The 19,084-nt window shown below is 68.4% G+C and carries 16 protein-coding genes; 2 read left to right on the top strand and 14 right to left on the bottom strand.

The genetic code is table 11. The features are described 5' to 3' along the window. Positions 1–38 precede the first annotated feature (38 nt). From V7082_RS02775 to fabA, 4 genes are all read right to left on the bottom strand, one after another. Positions 39–920 carry a glutamate racemase gene (locus V7082_RS02775; protein WP_334146092.1) on the bottom strand — a complete coding sequence of 294 codons (882 nt, stop codon included), beginning with the start codon at positions 918–920 and terminating at the stop codon, positions 39–41. 68 nt (positions 921–988) lie between these two features. Continuing rightward, positions 989–1,858, bottom strand: coding sequence for an SDR family oxidoreductase (locus V7082_RS02770; protein ID WP_334146091.1), 870 nt, complete (start codon positions 1,856–1,858; stop codon positions 989–991). Positions 1,859–1,979: 121 nt separating this feature from the next. After that, positions 1,980–3,212, bottom strand: coding sequence for a beta-ketoacyl-ACP synthase I (gene fabB, locus V7082_RS02765; protein WP_334146090.1), 1,233 nt, complete (start codon positions 3,210–3,212; stop codon positions 1,980–1,982). Between the two features lie 62 nt (positions 3,213–3,274). Continuing rightward, positions 3,275–3,811 carry a 3-hydroxyacyl-[acyl-carrier-protein] dehydratase FabA gene (gene fabA, locus V7082_RS02760; protein ID WP_334146089.1) on the bottom strand — a complete coding sequence of 179 codons (537 nt, stop codon included), beginning with the start codon at positions 3,809–3,811 and terminating at the stop codon, positions 3,275–3,277. 431 nt (positions 3,812–4,242) lie between these two features. On the opposite strand from fabA, the gene irrA reads away from it, so the two are divergent. After that, the gene (irrA, locus tag V7082_RS02755; RefSeq protein ID WP_334146088.1) at positions 4,243–4,725 is read left to right on the top strand and encodes an iron response transcriptional regulator IrrA; all 483 of its coding nucleotides are present in this window, start codon (positions 4,243–4,245) and stop codon (positions 4,723–4,725) included. Between the two features lie 76 nt (positions 4,726–4,801). On the opposite strand, the gene V7082_RS02750 is transcribed toward irrA, so the two are convergent. Next, a complete protein-coding gene (locus V7082_RS02750; protein ID WP_334146087.1) occupies positions 4,802–5,386 on the bottom strand; it encodes an SH3 domain-containing protein in 585 nt (194 codons plus the stop codon). Positions 5,387–5,525: 139 nt separating this feature from the next. Here V7082_RS02750 and V7082_RS02745 point away from each other — a divergent pair, with 139 nt between their 5' ends. Further along, complete coding sequence (locus tag V7082_RS02745) at positions 5,526–6,524, top strand: 2-hydroxyacid dehydrogenase (protein ID WP_334146086.1); 999 nt, start codon at positions 5,526–5,528, stop codon at positions 6,522–6,524. A 114-nt stretch (positions 6,525–6,638) separates the two neighbouring features. On the opposite strand, the gene V7082_RS02740 is transcribed toward V7082_RS02745, so the two are convergent. The 9 genes from V7082_RS02740 to V7082_RS02700 form a co-directional block, all read right to left on the bottom strand. Then, positions 6,639–7,829: a metalloprotease gene (locus tag V7082_RS02740; RefSeq protein ID WP_334146085.1), complete on the bottom strand. Its 1,191-nt coding sequence runs from the start codon at positions 7,827–7,829 to the stop codon at positions 6,639–6,641. Between the two features lie 96 nt (positions 7,830–7,925). Continuing rightward, positions 7,926–8,762: a HesA/MoeB/ThiF family protein gene (locus tag V7082_RS02735; RefSeq protein ID WP_334146084.1), complete on the bottom strand. Its 837-nt coding sequence runs from the start codon at positions 8,760–8,762 to the stop codon at positions 7,926–7,928. A 169-nt stretch (positions 8,763–8,931) separates the two neighbouring features. Then, positions 8,932–10,803 (bottom strand): AsmA family protein, encoded by a 1,872-nt coding sequence (locus V7082_RS02730; RefSeq protein ID WP_334146083.1) that lies wholly within the window; start codon positions 10,801–10,803, stop codon positions 8,932–8,934. 364 nt (positions 10,804–11,167) lie between these two features. Then, positions 11,168–11,563 carry a hypothetical protein gene (locus V7082_RS02725; RefSeq protein ID WP_334146082.1) on the bottom strand — a complete coding sequence of 132 codons (396 nt, stop codon included), beginning with the start codon at positions 11,561–11,563 and terminating at the stop codon, positions 11,168–11,170. A 36-nt stretch (positions 11,564–11,599) separates the two neighbouring features. Beyond that, positions 11,600–14,752, bottom strand: coding sequence for an efflux RND transporter permease subunit (locus tag V7082_RS02720; RefSeq protein ID WP_334146081.1), 3,153 nt, complete (start codon positions 14,750–14,752; stop codon positions 11,600–11,602). Positions 14,753–14,812: 60 nt separating this feature from the next. Next, entirely contained in the window at positions 14,813–16,534 is a 1,722-nt protein-coding gene (locus V7082_RS02715; protein ID WP_334146080.1) for an efflux RND transporter periplasmic adaptor subunit, read from the bottom strand. Positions 16,535–16,698: 164 nt separating this feature from the next. Beyond that, entirely contained in the window at positions 16,699–17,223 is a 525-nt protein-coding gene (locus V7082_RS02710) for a hypothetical protein (RefSeq protein ID WP_334146079.1), read from the bottom strand. Then, the gene (locus tag V7082_RS02705) at positions 17,216–18,265 is read right to left on the bottom strand and encodes an FAD:protein FMN transferase (RefSeq protein WP_334146078.1); all 1,050 of its coding nucleotides are present in this window, start codon (positions 18,263–18,265) and stop codon (positions 17,216–17,218) included. Before V7082_RS02705 ends, V7082_RS02710 begins: the two co-directional genes overlap by 8 nt. Further along, on the bottom strand, positions 18,262–19,077 hold the full coding sequence (locus tag V7082_RS02700; RefSeq protein ID WP_334146077.1) for a DUF4198 domain-containing protein: 816 nt from the start codon (positions 19,075–19,077) through the stop codon (positions 18,262–18,264). The genes V7082_RS02705 and V7082_RS02700 overlap by 4 nt, the downstream gene beginning before the upstream one ends. Positions 19,078–19,084 lie beyond the last annotated feature (7 nt).

The raw sequence follows: 19,084 nt of genomic DNA, 5'->3' as shown, positions 1-19,084 counted from the left end.
TGGCGGGTGCCGGACGCGGGCTGGCCACGCGCGCCCAGTCAAGCGCCGAGCCGCTCAAAACTCAAGGCGTTGCGCCAGCCGCCCCGCGCTGCGTCGCCGGCAAAGACGCGCGCGCGCGCGCTCGCCTCCTCGGGATCACCCGTCGTCAGCAGCACGAGGCGCGGCAGCGACGCGGGGTCTCCCCGGTAGCGGGGATGACGCGCGAGATAGTCCTCGAGACTGTCGGCGACGATCTCGGGCTGGGATAGGATGCGCGTCGCCGGCGGCAGGTGGCGCCGGAACAGATGCTCGACCAGCGGAAAGTGGGTGCAGCCGAGAATGGCGCGATGGGGCGGCTCGCCGCCGGCCTGACGCAGCACGCCTGCGATGCCGGCTTCGACGAGGCGGTCCAGCTCGGCTTCCGCCGCACCGGCCTCGATGGCGCCGGCGAGCTCCGAGCAGACCTGCTGGATGACCGTGACCTTGGGGCAGCGCTTCCTGATCTCCTCGGCATAGACGTTGGAGGCAACGGTGCGCGTGGTGCCGAAGACGGCGATGCGGTCGGTCAGGAACTTCTGCGGATACTGCGGCGTGGTGACGGCCCACGGCGTCTGCGTGGCCGCCTCGACGGTCGGCGCGACGATGCCGACGACGTTGTGGCCTTGCGCCTTCCAAGGGGTTGCCGGCAGCCAGGCCGTCTGCAGGCGTCGCGCGGCAACGGCGGTCGCGGTGTTGCAGCCCAGGAGAACGAGCCCACAGCCGAGCCCGAACAGGCGATCCACCGCGATGCGCGTGAGATCGATGATCTCCTCCGACGAGCGGTTGCCGTAGGGCACATGCGCATGATCGCCGAGATAGACGAACGATTGCCCGGGAAAGCGCCGGGTGAGAGCGTTCAGGACGGTGAGCCCCCCGAGCCCGGAATCGAAGACGCCGATCATGGAGCCTTTTCGTTTCCCTCGCGCACCGTCCGACCGATCGCGTGCGACGGATCGAGCCGGCGCGCCCCCTATTCCGCAGCCTCGGACGGCGAGCGGCCGGCCGTGGCGGCCTCCTGGTCGGCGGCCTTCAATGCGTCGAGGCTCGGCATCGAAATCGTGCTGTAGCCGCAATCGACGAAATGCACCTCCCCCGTCACCGCCGCCGAAAGATCGGACAGGAGATAGAGCGCGGAGCCGCCGACGTCGTTCAGGCTCGGCGTGCGCCGCAGGGGCGCGTGCTCCTTCTGGAAATTGAAGATGACGCGGGCGTCCGACACACCGGCCCCGGAGAGCGTGCGCATGGGGCCTGCGGAGAGCGCATTGACGCGGATGTTCTCTGGCCCGAGGTCGGCTGCGAGATAGCGCATGGAGGCCTCGAGCGCGGCCTTGGCGACGCCCATGACGTTATAGGAGGGGACGGAACGGGTGGCGCCGCCGTAGGTCAGGGTCAGGAGCGCGCCGCCGTCCGGCATCAGCGCCCGGGCGCGCTGCGCGATCTCGGTGAACGAGAAGCAGGAGATCACCATGGTGTTGGTGAAGTTGTCGCGCGTGGTGTTCACGTAGCGGCCGGAGAGCTCGCGCGGATCAGAGAAAGCGAGCGCATGGACGACGAAATCCAGGCTGCCCCAGACCTCCTTGATCCTGGCGAACATGCTGTCGACGGTCGCCAGGTCGAGAACGTTGACGGGCTCGACGATCTCAGCGCCCATGGACTTCGCGAGCGGCACGGCGCGGCGGCCGAAAGCGCCGTCCTGGTAGCTGAACGCCAGCTCGGCGCCTTGCCCGTGGAGTGCGCGCGCGATGCCCCAGGCGATCGAGCGATCGTTGGCGACGCCCATGATCAGGCCGCGCTTGCCCGCCATCAACGGTCCGGGTTTCGTGACATCGAATTCGGTCATGGGCGACCTCACACTCACATCAAACCTGCGGCCGATATCGAACCAGCCGCGTCCGCTTCTATGAACCTTCATGCCGGTCACCGCTCAGGAGGCAAGACCTCCGAGGGGACCTTGCAGAACATCAGCCGTTGTATCGTTCGAAAATCAAAGTGGCATTTGTCCCGCCGAACCCGAAACTGTTCGACATGACACAGTTAAGGCTCGCGTTGTCGATGCGAGTCCGCACGATCGGCATATCCTCGAACGCAGGATCCAGCTCCTCGATGTTGGCGCTTTCGCAGATGAAGCCGTTGTTCATCATAAGGAGCGAGAAGATGCTCTCCTGCACGCCGATGGCGCCCAGCGAATGGCCGGTCAAGGACTTGGTCGCGGAAATCTTCGGGATCTCCCGGCCCGCGAACACCTCGCGGATGGCCTCGATCTCCTTCTGGTCGCCCACGGGGGTCGCGGTCGCGTGGGGATTGATATAGTCGATCGTCCCCACGCCCTTGCCGGCGAGGCCCTTCATCGCAAGGCGCATGCAGCGGACGGCCCCTTCGCCCGACGGCGCCACCATGTCATGGCCGTCGGACGTGGCACCGTAGCCCACGATCTCGCCGTAGATCTTGGCGCCGCGCGCCTTGGCGCGCTCGAGCTCCTCGAGAACCAGCACGCCCGCGCCGCCCGCGATCACGAAGCCGTCGCGGTTCTTATCGTAGGCGCGGCTCGCCGTCGCGGGCGTGTCGTTGTAGCGCGAGGACATGGCGCCCATGGCGTCGAACAGGACCGACAGCGTCCAGTCCAATTCCTCGCAGCCGCCGGCGAAGATGACATCCTGCTTGCCCCACTGGATCAGCTCCGCCGCATTGCCGATGCAGTGGGCGGACGTGGAGCAGGCCGAGGAGATCGAATAATTGACGCCCTTGATCTGGAAGCTCGTCGCGAGGGCTGCCGAGGGGCCCGAGCACATGGCCTTCGGCACCTCGAAGGGGCCCACTTTCTTGGGGTCCTTCTGGCGCGTGGTGTCCGCCGCCCAGACGATGGCGCGCGTCGACGGGCCGCCCGAGCCCATCACGATGCCGGTGCGCTCGTTGACGACGTCGCCCGGCTCGAGCCCCGCGTCGCGGATGGCCTGATCCATGGCGATGTAGTTCCAGCCGACGCCGGCTTCCATGAAGCGCTTCGGCTTGCGCGGCACTTGCGATTCCCAATCGAGTCGCGGGTCGCCGTGCACCTGGCAGCGGAAGCCGAGCTCGGCGTACTTGTCGGCGCGCACGAGGCCGGACTTGCCCTCTCTGAGGGAGGCGAGCACCTCCTGGGTCGTGTTCCCGATGGAGGACACGACACCCATGCCGGTGACGACCACACGTCTCATCGAGAACCCCTTCCTCGCCCGCCCCTGGAGACTTGCCGACTGCCGCATCGTGGCCTTTCGGCTCACCCGGCGGCCGGCGCTTCCCCTGCCTCGAACAGACCGACGCGCAGGTCGGTCGCAGTATAGATCACCTGGCCGTCCGCCTTCATCACGCCATCGGCGATGGCCAGCTTCAGCCGGCGCAGAATCACGCGCTTCATATCCACCACATACTCGACCTTCTTGACCGAAGGGAGCACCATGCCGGTGAACTTCACTTCCCCCACGCCCAAGGCGCGGCCGCGGCCGGGCGCGCCGAGCCAGCCCAGGAAGAAGCCCGTGAGCTGCCACAGGGCATCAAGGCCGAGGCAGCCCGGCATCACCGGGTCGCCTTCGAAATGACACTTGAAGAACCAGTCCAGCCGGCTGTTGCCCTCGACGGCAAGCTCGGCCACGACCTGTCCCTTGTCGTGCGTGCCCTGGGTGTCGGAGATCAGCGCGATGCGGTCGAACATCAGCATGGGCGGCAGCGGCAGTTGCGCGTTGCCGGGGCCGAACAGCTCGCCGCGCCCGCACGCCAACAGATCCTCGTAATCATAGCTAGAACGGCGCTCGGCCATCGGTCAGCTTCGTCCCTCTCACCGGTGTCAGTCCCTTGACGGCTCAGCGTGCCTGCTGCCCGCCGGATGCCGCGGAGCGCGATCCGGTCCATTGTCCGAGAACGACGCCTTCCACCACACACAAACCGCGTTGTCCTAGCACATCCGACCGCCGTTCAAACGATAATCGCGAGACCCGTCAAGTCGCGGCTTGGAAAAGGTGACGTAAGGTGACGTATTGTCCAACGAGGGCCGCCGCGCTGGGGAGTCCCATGCGGCTTCGGCGCCCCCGCGGCCGCGAGATGGGGAATTTCCGCCGAAAACAGCGCCTTGGCACCGGGTTGCGGTCACCCCTAAGTGCTCCTATACTAATGAAATCAAAGAATCCGGCTTCAGCGGCTGCCAGACTGATCAAGTGTCCGGGGCGTTGAGGCTTATCGAGTCGACCGTTCATGAGCGAAGACATTCTGGAAGATCCTTGCTTGGACGATCCCTGCTGCGGAGAGCCCGTGCCGACGGCGGACCGTGCGCAGCATTCCCGGATCGCCGCCCGGCTGCGGGGCGCGGGCCTGCGTCCGACGCGTCAGCGCGTGGCGCTCGGCGTGCTTCTGCTCGGCGGCGAGGACCGGCACGTCTCGGCGGAAATCCTGCATGCCGAAGCGCTGGCGGCCGGCGAGCACGTCTCTCTGGCGACCGTCTACAATACGCTGCACCAGTTCACCGGCGCAGGGCTCTTGCGCGAGCTCGCCATCGACGGCGGCAAAGCCTATTTCGACACCAACACGTCGAACCACAACCACTTCTTCATCGAGAGCGCGGGCGAGCTGATGGACATCCCCGGCGACTCGATCCGGGTCGACGGCCTGCCCGAGCCGCCGCGCGGCATGAAGGTGAGCCACATCGACGTGGTGGTGCGGCTGGTGCCCGAGGACTGAGGCTCTCTTTCGATCCGGCGGAGCCGCCGTTGGCGCGCGTTGGCCGACGTCTCGCGACCAGCCTCCTTGCGAACGGCTACTTCACGACCTCGTTCGGATAGACGCCCCAGAGCTGCTTCTGAGGCATGAACCCCCGAAAGCGATCGATGGTGATGCTGCACCAGCGGCCATCGCAGGTGTGGACGTTGGCGATGACGCCGGCCTCGACGATAGCGACCGCGCGCGCGCGCTCACTATCGCTGTTGCGCACCGGGACCTGGGGCACCGGCGCCCCCGCCTTGGCGTCCCAGGGCGTGACGAGCGCCGTGCGCCGGCCCGACAGCAGCGATTGCAGGACCCAGCCCGTCGCGCCTTCGGAATCGCGGATCTGGCGCCAGCCCTCGAACTCGCTCAGGACCTCCACGGGCAAGCCGGCCTGGCGGTAGACCCATGACGTCGGATAATCGGTGCCGGGTCCCGACCGGAGGTTGACGCGATCGGCCTTGAGGCTCACGAAGCGCGGCAGCGGCAGACCGCTCGCCGACGTTCCGGACGCCGCGGGCCCTGCGGCCGGCGTCTCCGCCCGGGGCGCCTCGGCTCCACCGGCGAGTGCGGCCGTTGCAATAAGGAGAGCGGCCAGCGCCGCCAGCCACCCGGAGCCCTTCCGGCTCCCCCATCGCATCGCCCGCTCCCGCACCGCCCTCACCCCGCCGCTTCCCGACGCTCAGACAATCCATTACCCAGACAATCCATCACTTTGTCACGGACATGACCTTCTGTTAGACACACCCCATACAGATCACGCCGCCCGGTGGAGAAATATGCCCAACCCGCAAAAGAAGCCAGTCGTCATCGTCACGCGCAAGCTGCCCGACGTCGTCGAAACGCGCATGCGCGAGCTGTTCGATGCGCGACTCAACACCGACGACACGCCCATGACGCAGGTGCAACTGGCGGAAGCGGCCAAGATCGCCGACGTGCTGGTGCCGACCGTCACGGACCGCATCGACCGCGCCATCATCTCGCAAGCCGGGCCGCAGCTTCGCCTGATCGCCAACTTCGGAACCGGCGTCGACAACATCGACCTCGATACGGCGCGCAACCGCGCCGTCACGGTGACCAACACGCCGGGTGTCCTGACCGAGGATACCGCCGACATGACGATGGCGCTCATTCTCGCCGTGCCGCGCCGCCTGCCCGAGGGGGCGGCCTATCTCAAGGGCCCGAAAAACAAGTGGGTCGGCTGGTCGCCGACGTGGATGCTGGGCCACCGCATCTTCGGCAAGCGCCTCGGCATCGTCGGCATGGGGCGCATCGGACGCGCGGTTGCGCAGCGCGCCAAGGCGTTCGGGCTGCAGATCCACTATCACAACCGCAAGCGCGTTTCGAATGCGATCGAGCAGGAGCTGGAGGCGACCTACTGGGAAAGCCTCGACCAGATGCTGTCGCGCATGGACATCGTCTCGGTCAACTGCCCGCATACGCCGGCCACCTATCACCTGCTCTCGGCGCGGCGCCTCAAGCTGCTCAAGCCGACGGCCTACATCGTCAACACCGCGCGCGGCGAGGTGATCGACGAGAACGAGCTCGCGCGCCTCATCGAGTCGGGCTCGATCGCGGGCGCAGGCCTCGACGTGTACGAGCACGAGCCGGCGATCAACCCCAAGCTGCTCGCCTCCGAGCGCGTGGTGGCGCTCCCGCATATGAGCAGCGCCACCATCGAGGGGCGCATCGACATGGGCGAGAAGGTGATCATCAACATCAAGGCATTCCTCGACGGGCATTCTCCGCCGGACAAGGTTCACCCGGCGATGTTCTAGCGTGCACTCGACGCGGCCAGAGTTGACCGGCCATCCAACGCCAACGTTCAATCAGGCCGCCCTGGATGGCCGGGCCAAGCCCGGCCATGGTGTTATCGTTTGTTGTGTGGGAGCTCACACCAGGTAATGGGTGGCAACGGCGATGTAGAAGGCGAGCGTCGCCAGGTAGCCGGCGACCAGCCAGTTGCGGCTGGCGTTCGAGATCGGCTCTGCGCGCCGCTTCTGCTTGCCTGACCTCAACAGCACGGGCGCCGTCAGAAGCAGCAGCCCCGTCAGCAGGTACCACTCGAGATAGACCGACACGCCGATGCCGACGATCAGCGCCAGCATGTTGATGATGGCGACGAACTCGGGATCGGAGCGGGAGAGCGCCGCATCGACCACCTGGCCGCCGTCGAGCGGCAGGACAGGTGCGAGATTGAAGCCGTTCAGGATGGCACTCGCGAGCGCGAGCATCTCGAACAGCGGCTCGTTCGTGGCGAACGCGGCGGCGACGAAAATACCGGTCGTGAGCAGGCTGAAGCCCGGCCCCATCAGCGCCACGAAACCGCGCTCGGCCTCGTTCTTGTGCGGCGCGGCCGAGACGGCGACACCGCCAAGGAACGGAATGAAATAGATGCCCTGCACGGGCAGACCGACCCAGCGCATGGCGAGCGCGTGCCCCGCCTCGTGAACCAGGAGCAGAACGAGCAGAACGGCGGCGAACATCCAGTCGAACAGATACATGAAGCTCGCGTAGGTGAGCGCGCCGGTCACGAGCGCTGCGCCGATGCGGGACGAAGCCGTCGCGGTACCAGCGAGGGTTTCGCAGTGCCGGCGGATCCGCCGGCCGTTGTGGCGTGCGCTGAGCGGGATCAGCACGCGGCCCATGAAATTGTCGTGCGTCAGCTCGTGCACCATGGTGAGGCGCGTGGCGTCCCGGCGATCCTCGAACTTGCACGCGACGAAATAGTCGTGTCCGGGCGCAATGCTCGGCGCGGTTCCCTCGCGCAGCACCTCAATCATCAACGCCTCCTGCGGGCGGCTCTCGACCTCGCGGTAGACCATCGGAACGACCGTACCGCCGACACTTACCGTTCCCTCGTAAACGTCAGGGGTGCCGGCGCGAAGCGCGGTTGCGATCTCGATGCGCGGCGGGCCTTCGAAGACGATCTCGTGGGCGGAGGAGGTCACCCATACGAGGTCGCGCGGCGCGGCTATATCGACCGACGTCACGTAACGCTTGCGGCGGCGGCCCAGTATCGTATCGACGACGCCTTGCGCGAGGAAATAGAGACTCCAAAGCAGATCGGCGATCAGGGTCATTGCCGGGTTCTTTATTTTTTTGCGACTCGAGACATGCGGCGCGGCTTCCGCCGCGGCGCAGACCATATCGCTCACGTCATGGCCGGGATCGACGACCTAATCTGTTCCGGCGGGAACACCCGGCCGCGCGTGCTCATGCACCGACAGGTCGACGATGCTCGGCGCGCGGCCGGTCAGCGGGTTCTCGGGGTCCCATGCCACGCGGACGGTCTCGAAGCGCGGCTCCCTGGCATCGTAGAGCAGGAGACGGCCGGCCAGGCCCTCGCCGACGCCCGTCAGCTCCTTGACGACCTCGGTCGCCTGCAGGGCGCCGACGACCCCCACGACCGAGCCCAGCACGCCCACCTCCGAGCAGTTGGGCACCGTGCCGGGCGGCGGGGCCTCGGGAAAGAGGCAGCGGTAGCTCGGATAGGGAGACCCGTCCGGCCCCGCCGCGTACGGCTTCAGCGTCGTCAGGTAGCCGTCGAAGGGACCGACGGCGGCGTGCACCAGCGGGCGGCGCGCGAAATAGCAGGCGTCGGAGACCAGGTAGCGTGTGGCGAAGTTGTCGGACCCGTCGGCGACGACGTCGAAGCGCGAGATGATGTCGGCTGCGTTTCCTGCATCGAGGCGCGTATCGAACGTTTCGACCGCGACGTGCGGGTTCAGGCGCGCGATCGTCGCGCGGGCGCTTTCGACCTTCGGCACGCCGACCGCCTCCGTCGTGTGCACGATCTGGCGCTGCAGGTTGTCGAGCGAGACCCTGTCGTCGTCGATGACGCCGAGCGTCCCGACGCCGGCCGCGGCGAGATAGAGAAGGACGGGGCTGCCGAGACCACCCGCGCCGATGACGAGCACGCGCGCGGCCTTGAGCTTCGCCTGACCCTGGCCGCCGATGTCGTGCAGGACAAGGTGGCGCTTGTAGCGCTGGATCTCCTCGGGCGTCAGTGCCATGTGTTTCGTGCCATGTGTCTCGCTTGCCCGGGACTCACGTCGATCCGCTGCGCTCACCCGGTGCTGCGCGCTTCGATGAGACCGACGCCGTGAGGTTTCGGACAGATAGGGTCCGAAGCGATCAGGGTCCAGGCCGCCCACGGCGTCTCGCCCTTACCGCCCCCCGCCGTCAGCCCGGATCTCTGCCGTCCGGGGGGCTGGTGCCCGCCGCCCGTCCGGACCCGGCGCGGGTGATGGTTGGATCGGACCAGGGTCCGTGAAGCTTATATGCTCCCGAGGCGGCGTTCGATGCATCATCGGACGCATCGCCCGGCGCACTGCCGGCCGGCAGCGCCCGCGCGCCGCCGGACGTGGGGGCGACCGAGAGCAGGAGGTCGAGGGCGCGTCCACCGATGTCGACCGTTCCCGACGCAGTGACCGTGCGGGCACCGGCCGTTGCCTCGAGGGTGTCCACAGTCAGAACGCCTCGCGCCACCGACAGGCGCGCGGCAAGCTCGCTCACTGCCGTTTTGCCGGCGCCGACGGCTCCCCAGCCCGCGACCGGCGTGGCGGCGGCCGCGGCGGCAGGCAGCGCATCGAGATCGAGACCGACACGTCCGCCGTCGGTCATGTCCAGCGACAGCTTGCCGGACAAGGATTTGACGATGTCGTCCTCGGTCGCGCCCGCCGCGGCGAGATCGAGGCGGATGTCTCCCGCGCCGTCGATGGCGGCAGGACCGAGGTGCGGGGTGACAAGGGTGTCGAGATCGATGTCCTGAAGGTTTCCCAGCAGCGTGTAGCGGGGATCTCTCCCGGTCGCATCCACGGTGAACTGGCCTTCGCCGCGCCCGCCCTGCTCGAGCTCGAGCTCGGCGAGCTCGCCGTAGAGCACGCCGTTCTTGATCGAGAGGCTTGCCGCACCGCGCCCCAGCCGGCTCGACCCGCTCGTCACGCTGGCGGCCGAGAGGCGGAGATCCGCGTCCATGTCGCGGAGGAACGACGGAGAGGCGAAACGGGGGATGCGCAGCGCGACGATCCAGTCCGATGCCAGCGCGAGCGCATGGCGCCGGAAGGATGTCGCGTAGGGCGCGATGTCGAAGGTGGAGAAGGCCAGAGTGCCCTCGATCGACGGGCGCTCGCGCCCCATCCTGACGGCGAGGGCGCCGGTCGCTGGGTTGCCGTCGAGCGCAAATTCCGCGTGCTCGAACGACACCGTGCGCTCGTCGAGCGTCAGAAGCCCGTTGGCCTTGAACGGCCCGAGCCCGGAGCCGCCCGGCCATGACGCCCCGAGCCAACCCGCGAAACGGCGCAGGTCGGAAATCGACAGCTCCGCGTTCTGAGCTGAAATCTGCGCGTGCTCGCCCGTCGTCAGGACGCCCTCGAACGAGGCCGCGAGAAGGTCTCCTTTTGCGGTGGCGCGAACACGCAACGGCGCGCCCATCGCGCTTTCCGTCTGCCGCTCGAAAGTCACGTCGATGTCGAGCGGCTCTCCGCGGACCTCGATCCGGCCCTTCGCCGCCACGAGCCCGTCGCTCCCTGGCTTGATTTCCATCTCGGAGACCGACACCACCTCGGACGGCCCCTGGCCCGTCTCGAAGGCGACGACCGTGTCGAGGATCGTGAGGCTGCGGAACCTGAAGCCGGACAGCGAAGAGATAACGGGGCGAAGCTCCTCGGATACACCCGCGCCGCCCTGCGCCGGCGCGAGCGCGGGACCTGCGTCCCCGCGCCGGTCCACGACGAGACGCGCGCGATCGAGCACCAGATCCGCGCCGTCGCCGCGCATCAGCGTGCGGATCAAGGCGCTGACGTGACTATCGCCCGAGACGGGACCGACGAGCGCCACAGTTCCCGCCTCGAGCACGATGGAGGGGGATGTGAACAGCGCCAGAGGCGTCGTGATGGCGACCATCTCGTGGGAGTCGGCGCGCACGGTCGAACCGGGAATCGGCTCGCCCTTCCGAGCGCCGATCAAGACGGGGGCGACGAGGGCGATCCCGATCGCCGCCATCAGCACGATCGCAACGACCAATGGGCGACGCCTGTCAGCTCTGCCGGTCATCAGGCTGCTGTCCCGCACATGGAGGCTTCAGGAGTGGAGGCTTCAAGCGTGAAAGCTAAAATGGGAGACTGCCGACATCCCTCGGGTCGACAGGTTTTCCTGTTTACTGAACGCAATCCGCGCGCGCAACACGCCATGACGCGTCCCATGCGCACCGCACCAGCAAAAGAATTCACGAGTTCAGACGCATAGCCTATCGCTCCCAAAATCGTAGTTGCACACGCGACGGAAATGCAAGGTGCGCCGGAGCGGAGCACTCTCCTCCACGCCCGGCGCGATGACAATCCTGCGGCGGAAATCGGGCGATACGAAGACGGCGCGGAGCGCAACGCACGCTTCGCCCTAGCTTTCCCGCGCCGCGTCTTCACTCCAGCTCGAAGCGCACTTGCGCGGGCGCATGATCCGGCAGGGTGAGCGAGACCACGACGGTGGTCCCCGCGCCGGCGTTGAAGTGCCCCGACCCCTTGAGAACATTGCCGCCCGCGGGCGCGAGCGCCACCTGCTCGGCCTTGCCGTCCGCCAGCACCGTCGCCGACGCCTTGGCGGCACTCGCGTCCTGCTCCGTGCCGTCCTCGTGCGTGAGGTAGACCGTCAGCGTCGCGCCCTCGGCCACGAGCTCGAGGTGATGGTGCGTGGTGTGCTCGATCATGCCGCCGTGCTTGGCGGAATGATCGTGGACGTGCTCGTGGCTGTCGTCGGCGAGCGCGATGCCCGCCCCGAGCACGAAAGCCGCGACCGAAAGCGCAAGTCGTCTGATCATCGGTGGTCTCCTTTTTTTAAGTCAGGTTTCGTGAGGTCAGAAAGCTTCGGCGGGGACGGCAGACGTCCGCGCCGCGATGAGGCGCTCAAGCGGCTTCCTTCCGAAGAGCAGGAACAGGACGGGCGTGAGGAAGGCGTCGAGCACGGTTGCAGAGAAGAGGCCGCCGAAGATGGTGATGGCGACCGGATGCAGGATCTCCTTTCCGGGCGCGTCGGCCCCGATCATGAGCGGGACCAGCGCGATGCCGGCGGCGAGCGCCGTCATCAGCACGGGCGTGAGGCGCTCGAGCGTGCCGCGCATGACAAGCCCGCGTCCGAAGCGCTCGCCTTCGAACAGAGCCAGGTTGATGTAGTGGCTGATCTTCAGGATGCCGTTGCGGGTGGCGATGCCGGCGAGCGTGATGAAGCCGATGGCGCTTGCGACCGAGACCGGCTGCCCGGCAAGCATGAGCGCCGCCACGCCGCCGATGATCGCGAGCGGCACGTTGCCCATGATGATCAGGGCGAGGGCGGTCGAGCGGTAGCGCGTGTAGAGCACCACGAAGATGAGCGCGAGTGACACGGCCGAGAGCAGGGCTATCAGCCGCGAGGCTTCCTCCTGGGCCTGGAACTGGCCTTCGAGGTGCGTGAAGTAGCCGCGCGGCAGCGGCGCGGCGGCAATCTCAGCGCGGATCGCACCGACGATGCGCGCCATGTCGGAGCCGTCCGTGTTGGCCAGCACGGCGATGCGGCGGCGGCCGTTCTCGCGCAGGATCTGGTTCGGCCCGTCGGTCTCAATGACGTCCGCGACGCTCCCGAGCGGGATGCGCCCGGCCGGGCTTTCGATCAGCATGTCGCCGAGCGCGCGCGTGGTGCGGTCCCGATCCGAGAGACGCAGCACCACCTCGAAGCGCTTCTGCTGGTCGACGATCTCGGAGACGACGCGGCCGTTCGACAGCGCCTCAAGTGATGCTGTGATCGCGCTCGGGTTCAGGCCATAGCGTTTGGCCTTCTCGTAGTCGACGCGGACCTGGAGCTCGGGAATGCGCACCTGCCGCTCGGTCTGGAGATCGACGACGCCGGGGATGCGCCGCAGCCGCGTCTCCATGTCGGCGGCCAGGGCGCGCAGGGTGTCGTAATCGTCACCGTAGATCTTGAGCGCAATCTGGGCGCGAACGCCCGAGAGCATGTGGTCGAGCCGATGGGCGATGGGCTGGCCGACGGTGATCGAGGCGGGCAGCATCGCGAGGCGCCCGCGGATGTCGGACAGCACCGCCTCGCGACCGCGCGCGGAGCGGCGGAGATCGACATCGAGCTCGCTCACGTGCACGCCCTCGGCGTGCTCGTCGAGCTCGGCGCGGCCGGTGCGGCGGCCGACCGAACGCACCTCCGGAACCTCGGCGACGAGCGTCTCGGCAAGCCTGCCGATGCGGTTGGATTCGGAGAGGCTGATGCCGGGCTCGAGCGAAACGGTGACGAGGACCGTGCCCTCGTTGAAGGGCGGAAGGAAGGCGCGCGGCAGCATGGCGCCTGCGATCAGCGCCGCCAGCACGGCTGCGACCGGCATGACGATGACGAACAACGGGTGCTCGAAGCACCAGGCGAGCCCGCGCCGCTGCCAGCGCTTCAGGACGCGCACGATGGGGCTTTCACGCTCGGCCAGATGCGTCATGCGCGGGATCAGCCAGGAGGCGAGCACCGGCGTCACCGTCATCGAGACGAGGAGGCTCGCCAGGATCGAGACGATGAAGGCGACGCCGAGCGGCGCGAACAAGCGCCCCTCGATGCCCGACAGCGCGAACAGCGGAAGGAACACGAGCACGATGATGGCCGTCGCATAGAGGATGCCGGTGCGGACCTCGATCGAGGCTGCGGCGACGACCTCTAAGGTTGGACGCGGATCGCGACCTCCCGCCCGCCGATGCAGGCCGAGCCTGCGGTAGATGTTCTCGACGTCGACGACGGCGTCGTCTACGAGCGCGCCGATGGCGATGGCGAGGCCGCCGAGCGTCATGGTGTTGATCGAAAGCCCCATGATCTCGAACACGACGACGGTCGTCAGCACAGACAGCGGAATGGCCAGGAGCGAGATGAACGTCGTCTGCCAGTTGAGCAGGAACAGGAACAGCACCACGGCCACGACCACGAGCGCCTCGATCAGCACGCGCTTGACGTTGCCGATGGAGGTTTCGATGAAGGTCGCCTGGCGGAACTGCACGTCCGTGACCTTCACGCCTTCCGGCATGACGCGCTGCAGCTCGGGCAGCATGCGCTCGATCTCGCGCGTGATGGTGACGGTATCGGCGCCCGGCTGCTTCTGTACGGCCAGAATGACGGCGGGCCTGCCGTTCAATCCGGCGTCGCCGCGCTTGGTGCGGGCCGCGAAATCGACGTCCGCCACCTGGGAGAGCGTCACGACCTGGCCGCTGCGGTAGGCGACGACGAGGTTGCGCAGGTCCTCGATCCTCGAGGAGCGGCCGATGTTGCGGATCAGAAACTCGCGCGTCTTCTGGTCGACGAAGCCGCCGCCGGTGTTGGCGCCGAAGGATTTGATGGCCTGCTCGACGGCCTCGAAGCCGATGTCGAGGCCGGTCATGCGGCGAGGATCGGGCACGACACGATATTGGCGCACCTCGCCGCCGATGGGGATCACCTGAGAGACACCGGGCACGGTCAAAAGCTGCGGGCGGACCGTGAAGTCGGCGATCTCGCGCAGCCGCATGAGATCGGACCCGTCGCCCGACGCCGACAGCCCCGAAGTCGACGTTTCTGACGTCGACATGGCGATCAGCATGATCTCGCCCATGACGGAGGAGATCGGCCCCATCTGCACGGCGACGCCCGGCGGCAAGTGCTCGCGCACGAGCTGCAACCGCTCGGAAACCTGCTGGCGCGCACGGTAGATCTCGGCCGACCAGTCGAACTCGACGTAGACGATCGAGAGGCCGACGCCCGACACCGAGCGCACGCGCGAAACGCCGGCCATGCCGTTCATCGCCGTCTCGATGGGGAACGTCACGAGCTGCTCGACCTCCTCGGGGGCGAGGCCCTCCGCTTCCGCCATCAGCGTCACCGTCGGGCGGTTGAGGTCCGGGAACACGTCGACCGGCAGGCGTGCCAGCGTGGCGAGGCCGTAGACGCTCATAGCGACGGCGGCGACGACGACCAGCAGCCGGTTCGCGAGGCTGCCGCGGACGATGGCATTGAACATCGGTGTTTCCCTTTGTGTCGCGCACCTCGCCGGAGACCCGGCCTCGGACGCTTCGCCGCCTCAGCGAACCTGGTTGATGAGCGCGGCCGCCTCGACGACGACGCGATCGCCCGCGGAGAGACCGGACGTCACCACGACGCGTTCGCCGTCGAGCGGAAGCGTGCGGACCGGACGCGGCGCAAAGCGCTCGGGCGCCACTTTCACCCACACCTGAGGAAGCCCGTTCGGCGCGCGCACGACGGCTCCCTCCGGGACGACGATGCCGTCCACCGGCGCGCCGTGCCGGATCAGCACCTTGACGGTGGCGCCGATGCCGAGCGAGGCGTGGGGCTCGTCGACCTTGAACAGGAGCGGCAACGCCTGCTGGCGCAGGGCGGGGGCGCGCCCGACGAAGGAGAGCGGAATGCGATGCCCCTCGGCGTCGACGGCGACGGCCGTCGCCACCGCGCTGCGATCGTCGGTTCCCTGCGTGCCGATGGCCTCGATCCAGAGACGCGCAGGATCGACGATCTCGAACAGCGTATCGCGCGCGGAGACGACCTGCCCGGCGCGCACGTCGGCAAGGGAGATGATGCCGCCGACGGGCGCCTTGAGCTCCAGGCGCTCCGTGTTCTTCGGCGCCAGCACGCGCTTCTGCTCGCGCAGGCTTTCGATCTCGGTCCGGGTGTCCTCGATCTCGCGCTGCGGGATGTAGTCGCCGGAGATGCGGGTCAGCCGCTGCAGCTTCTGCTCGGCAATGCGCAGCTTGCCTTCGACATCGGCGGTGACCTGGGCGAGCGTACCGCGCTCGTAGACCGGCATGGCGGGTGCGAGGAGGGCCAGCACGTCGCCGGCCGCGACCGCCTTGCCGACATACGACACTTCGCCCGAGGCGAGCTCGATCTGTCCGTCCATGGGCGCCTGGACGCGCCCTTCGTGGGAGGGATCGGCAATGACGGTACCGACCAGCTCGGCGCCGGCCTGGGTTTTCTCCGAGGCGGCGGGGACGGTCCTGACCTCGAGCAGGCGCTGTGAGGCCTTGGGCAGGAACACCTCGCCGCTCGGCAGCTTGAGCGGGGCGCCGCCGGCCGGGCGCACGGGAGCGGCCTCACCGGCATGGTCGTGACCTTCGTGCGCGAAAGAGGGGCGGGGCGCGGCGGACGCAATGGTGAGCGCGACGACGGCGATCCCCGCGGCCTTCCCGAGGGAGCGCGCCGTCGTTGCGGACGGAGCCCCGGCCTCGTCCTCCGCGTCGTCCGGCGGTAGGCGCACGGGCCGGACCACAAACCCCAGGACAAACCCGACAAGCGCTACGGTCAGAGCGACGAGCCACAGCACGGGCTCAGCGAGCAGCGCCGCCCACGGGGACGCCGGACCGTGCTCCTCCGCGGCCTCGGGTATGGTCAGCACGCCGGCGAGGAGGTCGGCCGCGCCGTCGGCGGCGACGACGAACGTCAGCGCCCGGATGCCGGGCTCGTGCACCCAGTCCGCCTCGATCGCGTAGGTGCCGTTGCCGATCTCCTTGGCCGTCTGGCGCGGGATGCCCTCGCCCATCACGTCGATGGTCGCCCCGTCGACCGGTGCGTTGGTCGCGATCCTGTCGAGGTAGAGGGTGAGCGTGTGCTCGTGCGCCGTGGCAACGAGCGCGAGGTCGGCGCCTTCGGCGGCGAGCCGTGGCGTAGCTGGGATCGCGGCGGCGGGGTCTGCCGCCTCGCCATGGCCTTCGTGCGCGCCGCTAATGGCGGAGAGGCCAATGAGGCCGAACGAGAGTGCGGTGAACGCCGTAACGGCAAGACGAATCATGAGGTGCGCCTCGGAATCCTTGAGGAATCTCGAGCAACGCGACCGGCGCTCAGGGGTCTCGGGTCTGCGCGGCCGTTCCGGCGGCCAGCGGCAAACCTCATCGCGCCCGTCGGTTGCCTGATACGAAGCCTCGCGTCCGCCGATACCGCGGACGAAGGACCGGATCAGGCGGCGGCGCGTGGAGGACGGAAGAGCGGCGCGGCGAGCTCTCCCGGCGGGAGGTGGGCCGCCGCGACCGGGAGGACGGTCGGCGCATCGGCGACAAGGGTGAAGCCGATGTCAACGGCGGCCAGGGCGATGATGCTGCAGCAGTGCATGTGCACGTGCTTGCAGCACGGCAGGTCGCCCGAGGCGGGATCCTCGTCCTGCATCGCGCGGTCAGCGTGAAGCTCCAGCCCGGGGTCGACATCGTGACCGCGGTGGGCCGCATGGCCGTGCGACCCATGGGTCATCTCATGGGCCACGGCCCCATGGCCGTGCCCATGGGCGTGCGCGTCGAACGCCGCCAGCACCGACGCATAGCCGTTGAGGCCGCTCGCGCTCAGGGCGAGAGCCACCACGACGATCCGCAGAACCTGGCGAGCCAATTGGCGCATGCGCAAGAAAAACCCGAAGTGCCCCGGCCGGTCAAGCCGCGCCGCGGCGGCATTGTCGCCCGCACACGTGGCCGTTCCGGGGCGCTCAGTCAAGCATGGCCGCCATTTCCGGGCTCAGATGCTCGATCAACCGGGCTCCCTCGAGGCGCACGAAGCGGGCCGCGATGCGATGCTCGGCCGCAAAGGCCGGGCCGGCTTCAGGGCCGAGCACGGTCAGGGCGGTTGCCGCGGCATCGGCCGTCATGCACGCCTCGGCAACGACGGTGACCGACACCAGATCGTGGGTGACGGGCGCGCCGGTGGCGGGATCGAGCGTGTGCGCATAGCGGCGGCCGGCCGCATCGAAATAGCGCCGCTCATCGCCCGAGGTCGCGACCGACAGCCCGGTGAGCGCCAGGAGGGTCTCGGGCAGCGCATCGGCGCACAGCGCGCCGCGCGGCCGCTCGAGCGCGACCCACCAGGGCGTTCCGTCGGGCTTCAGCCCCTCGCCCCTCAGCTCGCCGCCGATCTCGACCAAGAGGTTCGCCACGCCCTCTCCGCGCAGGAAGCGGGCGACCGCATCGACGGCGAAGCCCTTGGCGATGGACGAAAGGTCGAGCCGCAGGCCGCCCGGTTGCACCACGCTCCGGCTTTCGGCGTCGAGCGTAAGGCGGCGCCATCCGCTGAGATCGCGCGCGCGGTCGAGCGCGGCCCGATCGGGAACGCATCCCCGCGGCGGCTCGGGGCCGAAGCCCCAGAGGTTCACCGCGGCGCCGATCGTCGGATCGTAGGCGCCTCGGGTGCGCTCGGCCCAGCCGAGGGCCGCGGAGAGGACCTCGAAGAAGCCATCCGGAAGCCGGTGGCGCGTCCCGGGCGGCGCGGTGTTGAAGCGCGTGATGTGGGAGCCGGGCTCCCACGGGCTCATCTCGTCGATGACGCGGGCCAGCACGACCTCGATGCCGCGTTTCAGCGGCGCAAGGTCCGTGCCGGGCACGACGGCGAGCGTGGCCGACCAGGAGGTTCCCATGGTCTCGCCGCCGAGCTCTTTCACGGCGAGCGTGCGCAGCGCGCCGAAGAACGGCGGCGGCGTGATCCGCGTCGGGATCAGCACACGCCGCTCGTCCGGCATCGCCCGCGCCGGCGCGCTCCAGCTCACTCGGGCAGAACCTCGAGCGTCGCCGCGTAGCCGGCGCGGCGCTCCTTGGCGTCCTTGATGGTCGCCTTGTCGTCGGTCACGTTGGCCTCGAGCCAGTACATGCCGGGCTCGGGCCACGTGTACTTGAAGACGCCGCTGTCGTCGGTGGTGACGGTCGTCTCGCCGAGCTGGTTGCGGTAGCGGATGCCACCGCGCACGATCTCGACCTTGACGCCCGGCGCGGGCTTACCGTCGAGCAGCAGTCTGAACTCCGCCTCGCTCCCCGACACGAGGTCGTTGGGCTGGGTGACCGGCTCCAGCTCGAGGCCGGTGCCGACAGGCTTCAGGGCCGCGCCGCCCGGGCTGCCGGACGTCACGAACGTCTCGATGCGGCGCACGTTCTCCGTCACCACGAGGTCGGTCGCGGAAGGCGGGATCTCCTCGGCAAGCTTCGCGGCGGGGCCGCGCCAGCGCTTCTCCTTACCGTCCTCCTTGTAGCGCGCGAACACGCCCTCGTTGATGAGCGCGATCCGGTAGGTGCCCGCCTGCTTGAGCGGCACGTCGAAGCTCGAGCGATACTTGCCGGTGCTGGCGTTCTCCACCTTGACCACGGCACCGTCCGGGCCGGTCACGGCGAGGCTCTCGAGGCGCAGCGGGCGATGGTCGAAATAGAACAGGTCGTTGGACGCTGCGGCATCGACGGTGATGGCGAGATCCTCTTTGCCCGAGAGCACGGTCGAGGAGGGCAAGAGCCACGCCTTGTGGGCGTGGGCGGCGACGGGCAGGCTTGCGGAGAGCGCCAGCGCGGCCAGGGTGCGAACAAACGGCTTCATGGTCGAT

The sequence above is a fragment of the Hyphomicrobium sp. genome, assembly GCF_036833075.1.
GTDB lineage: Bacteria > Pseudomonadota > Alphaproteobacteria > Rhizobiales > Hyphomicrobiaceae > Hyphomicrobium_C.
Note: the sequence above shows the minus strand (reverse complement) of the source record. Positions and strands in the feature narration are given on the sequence as shown.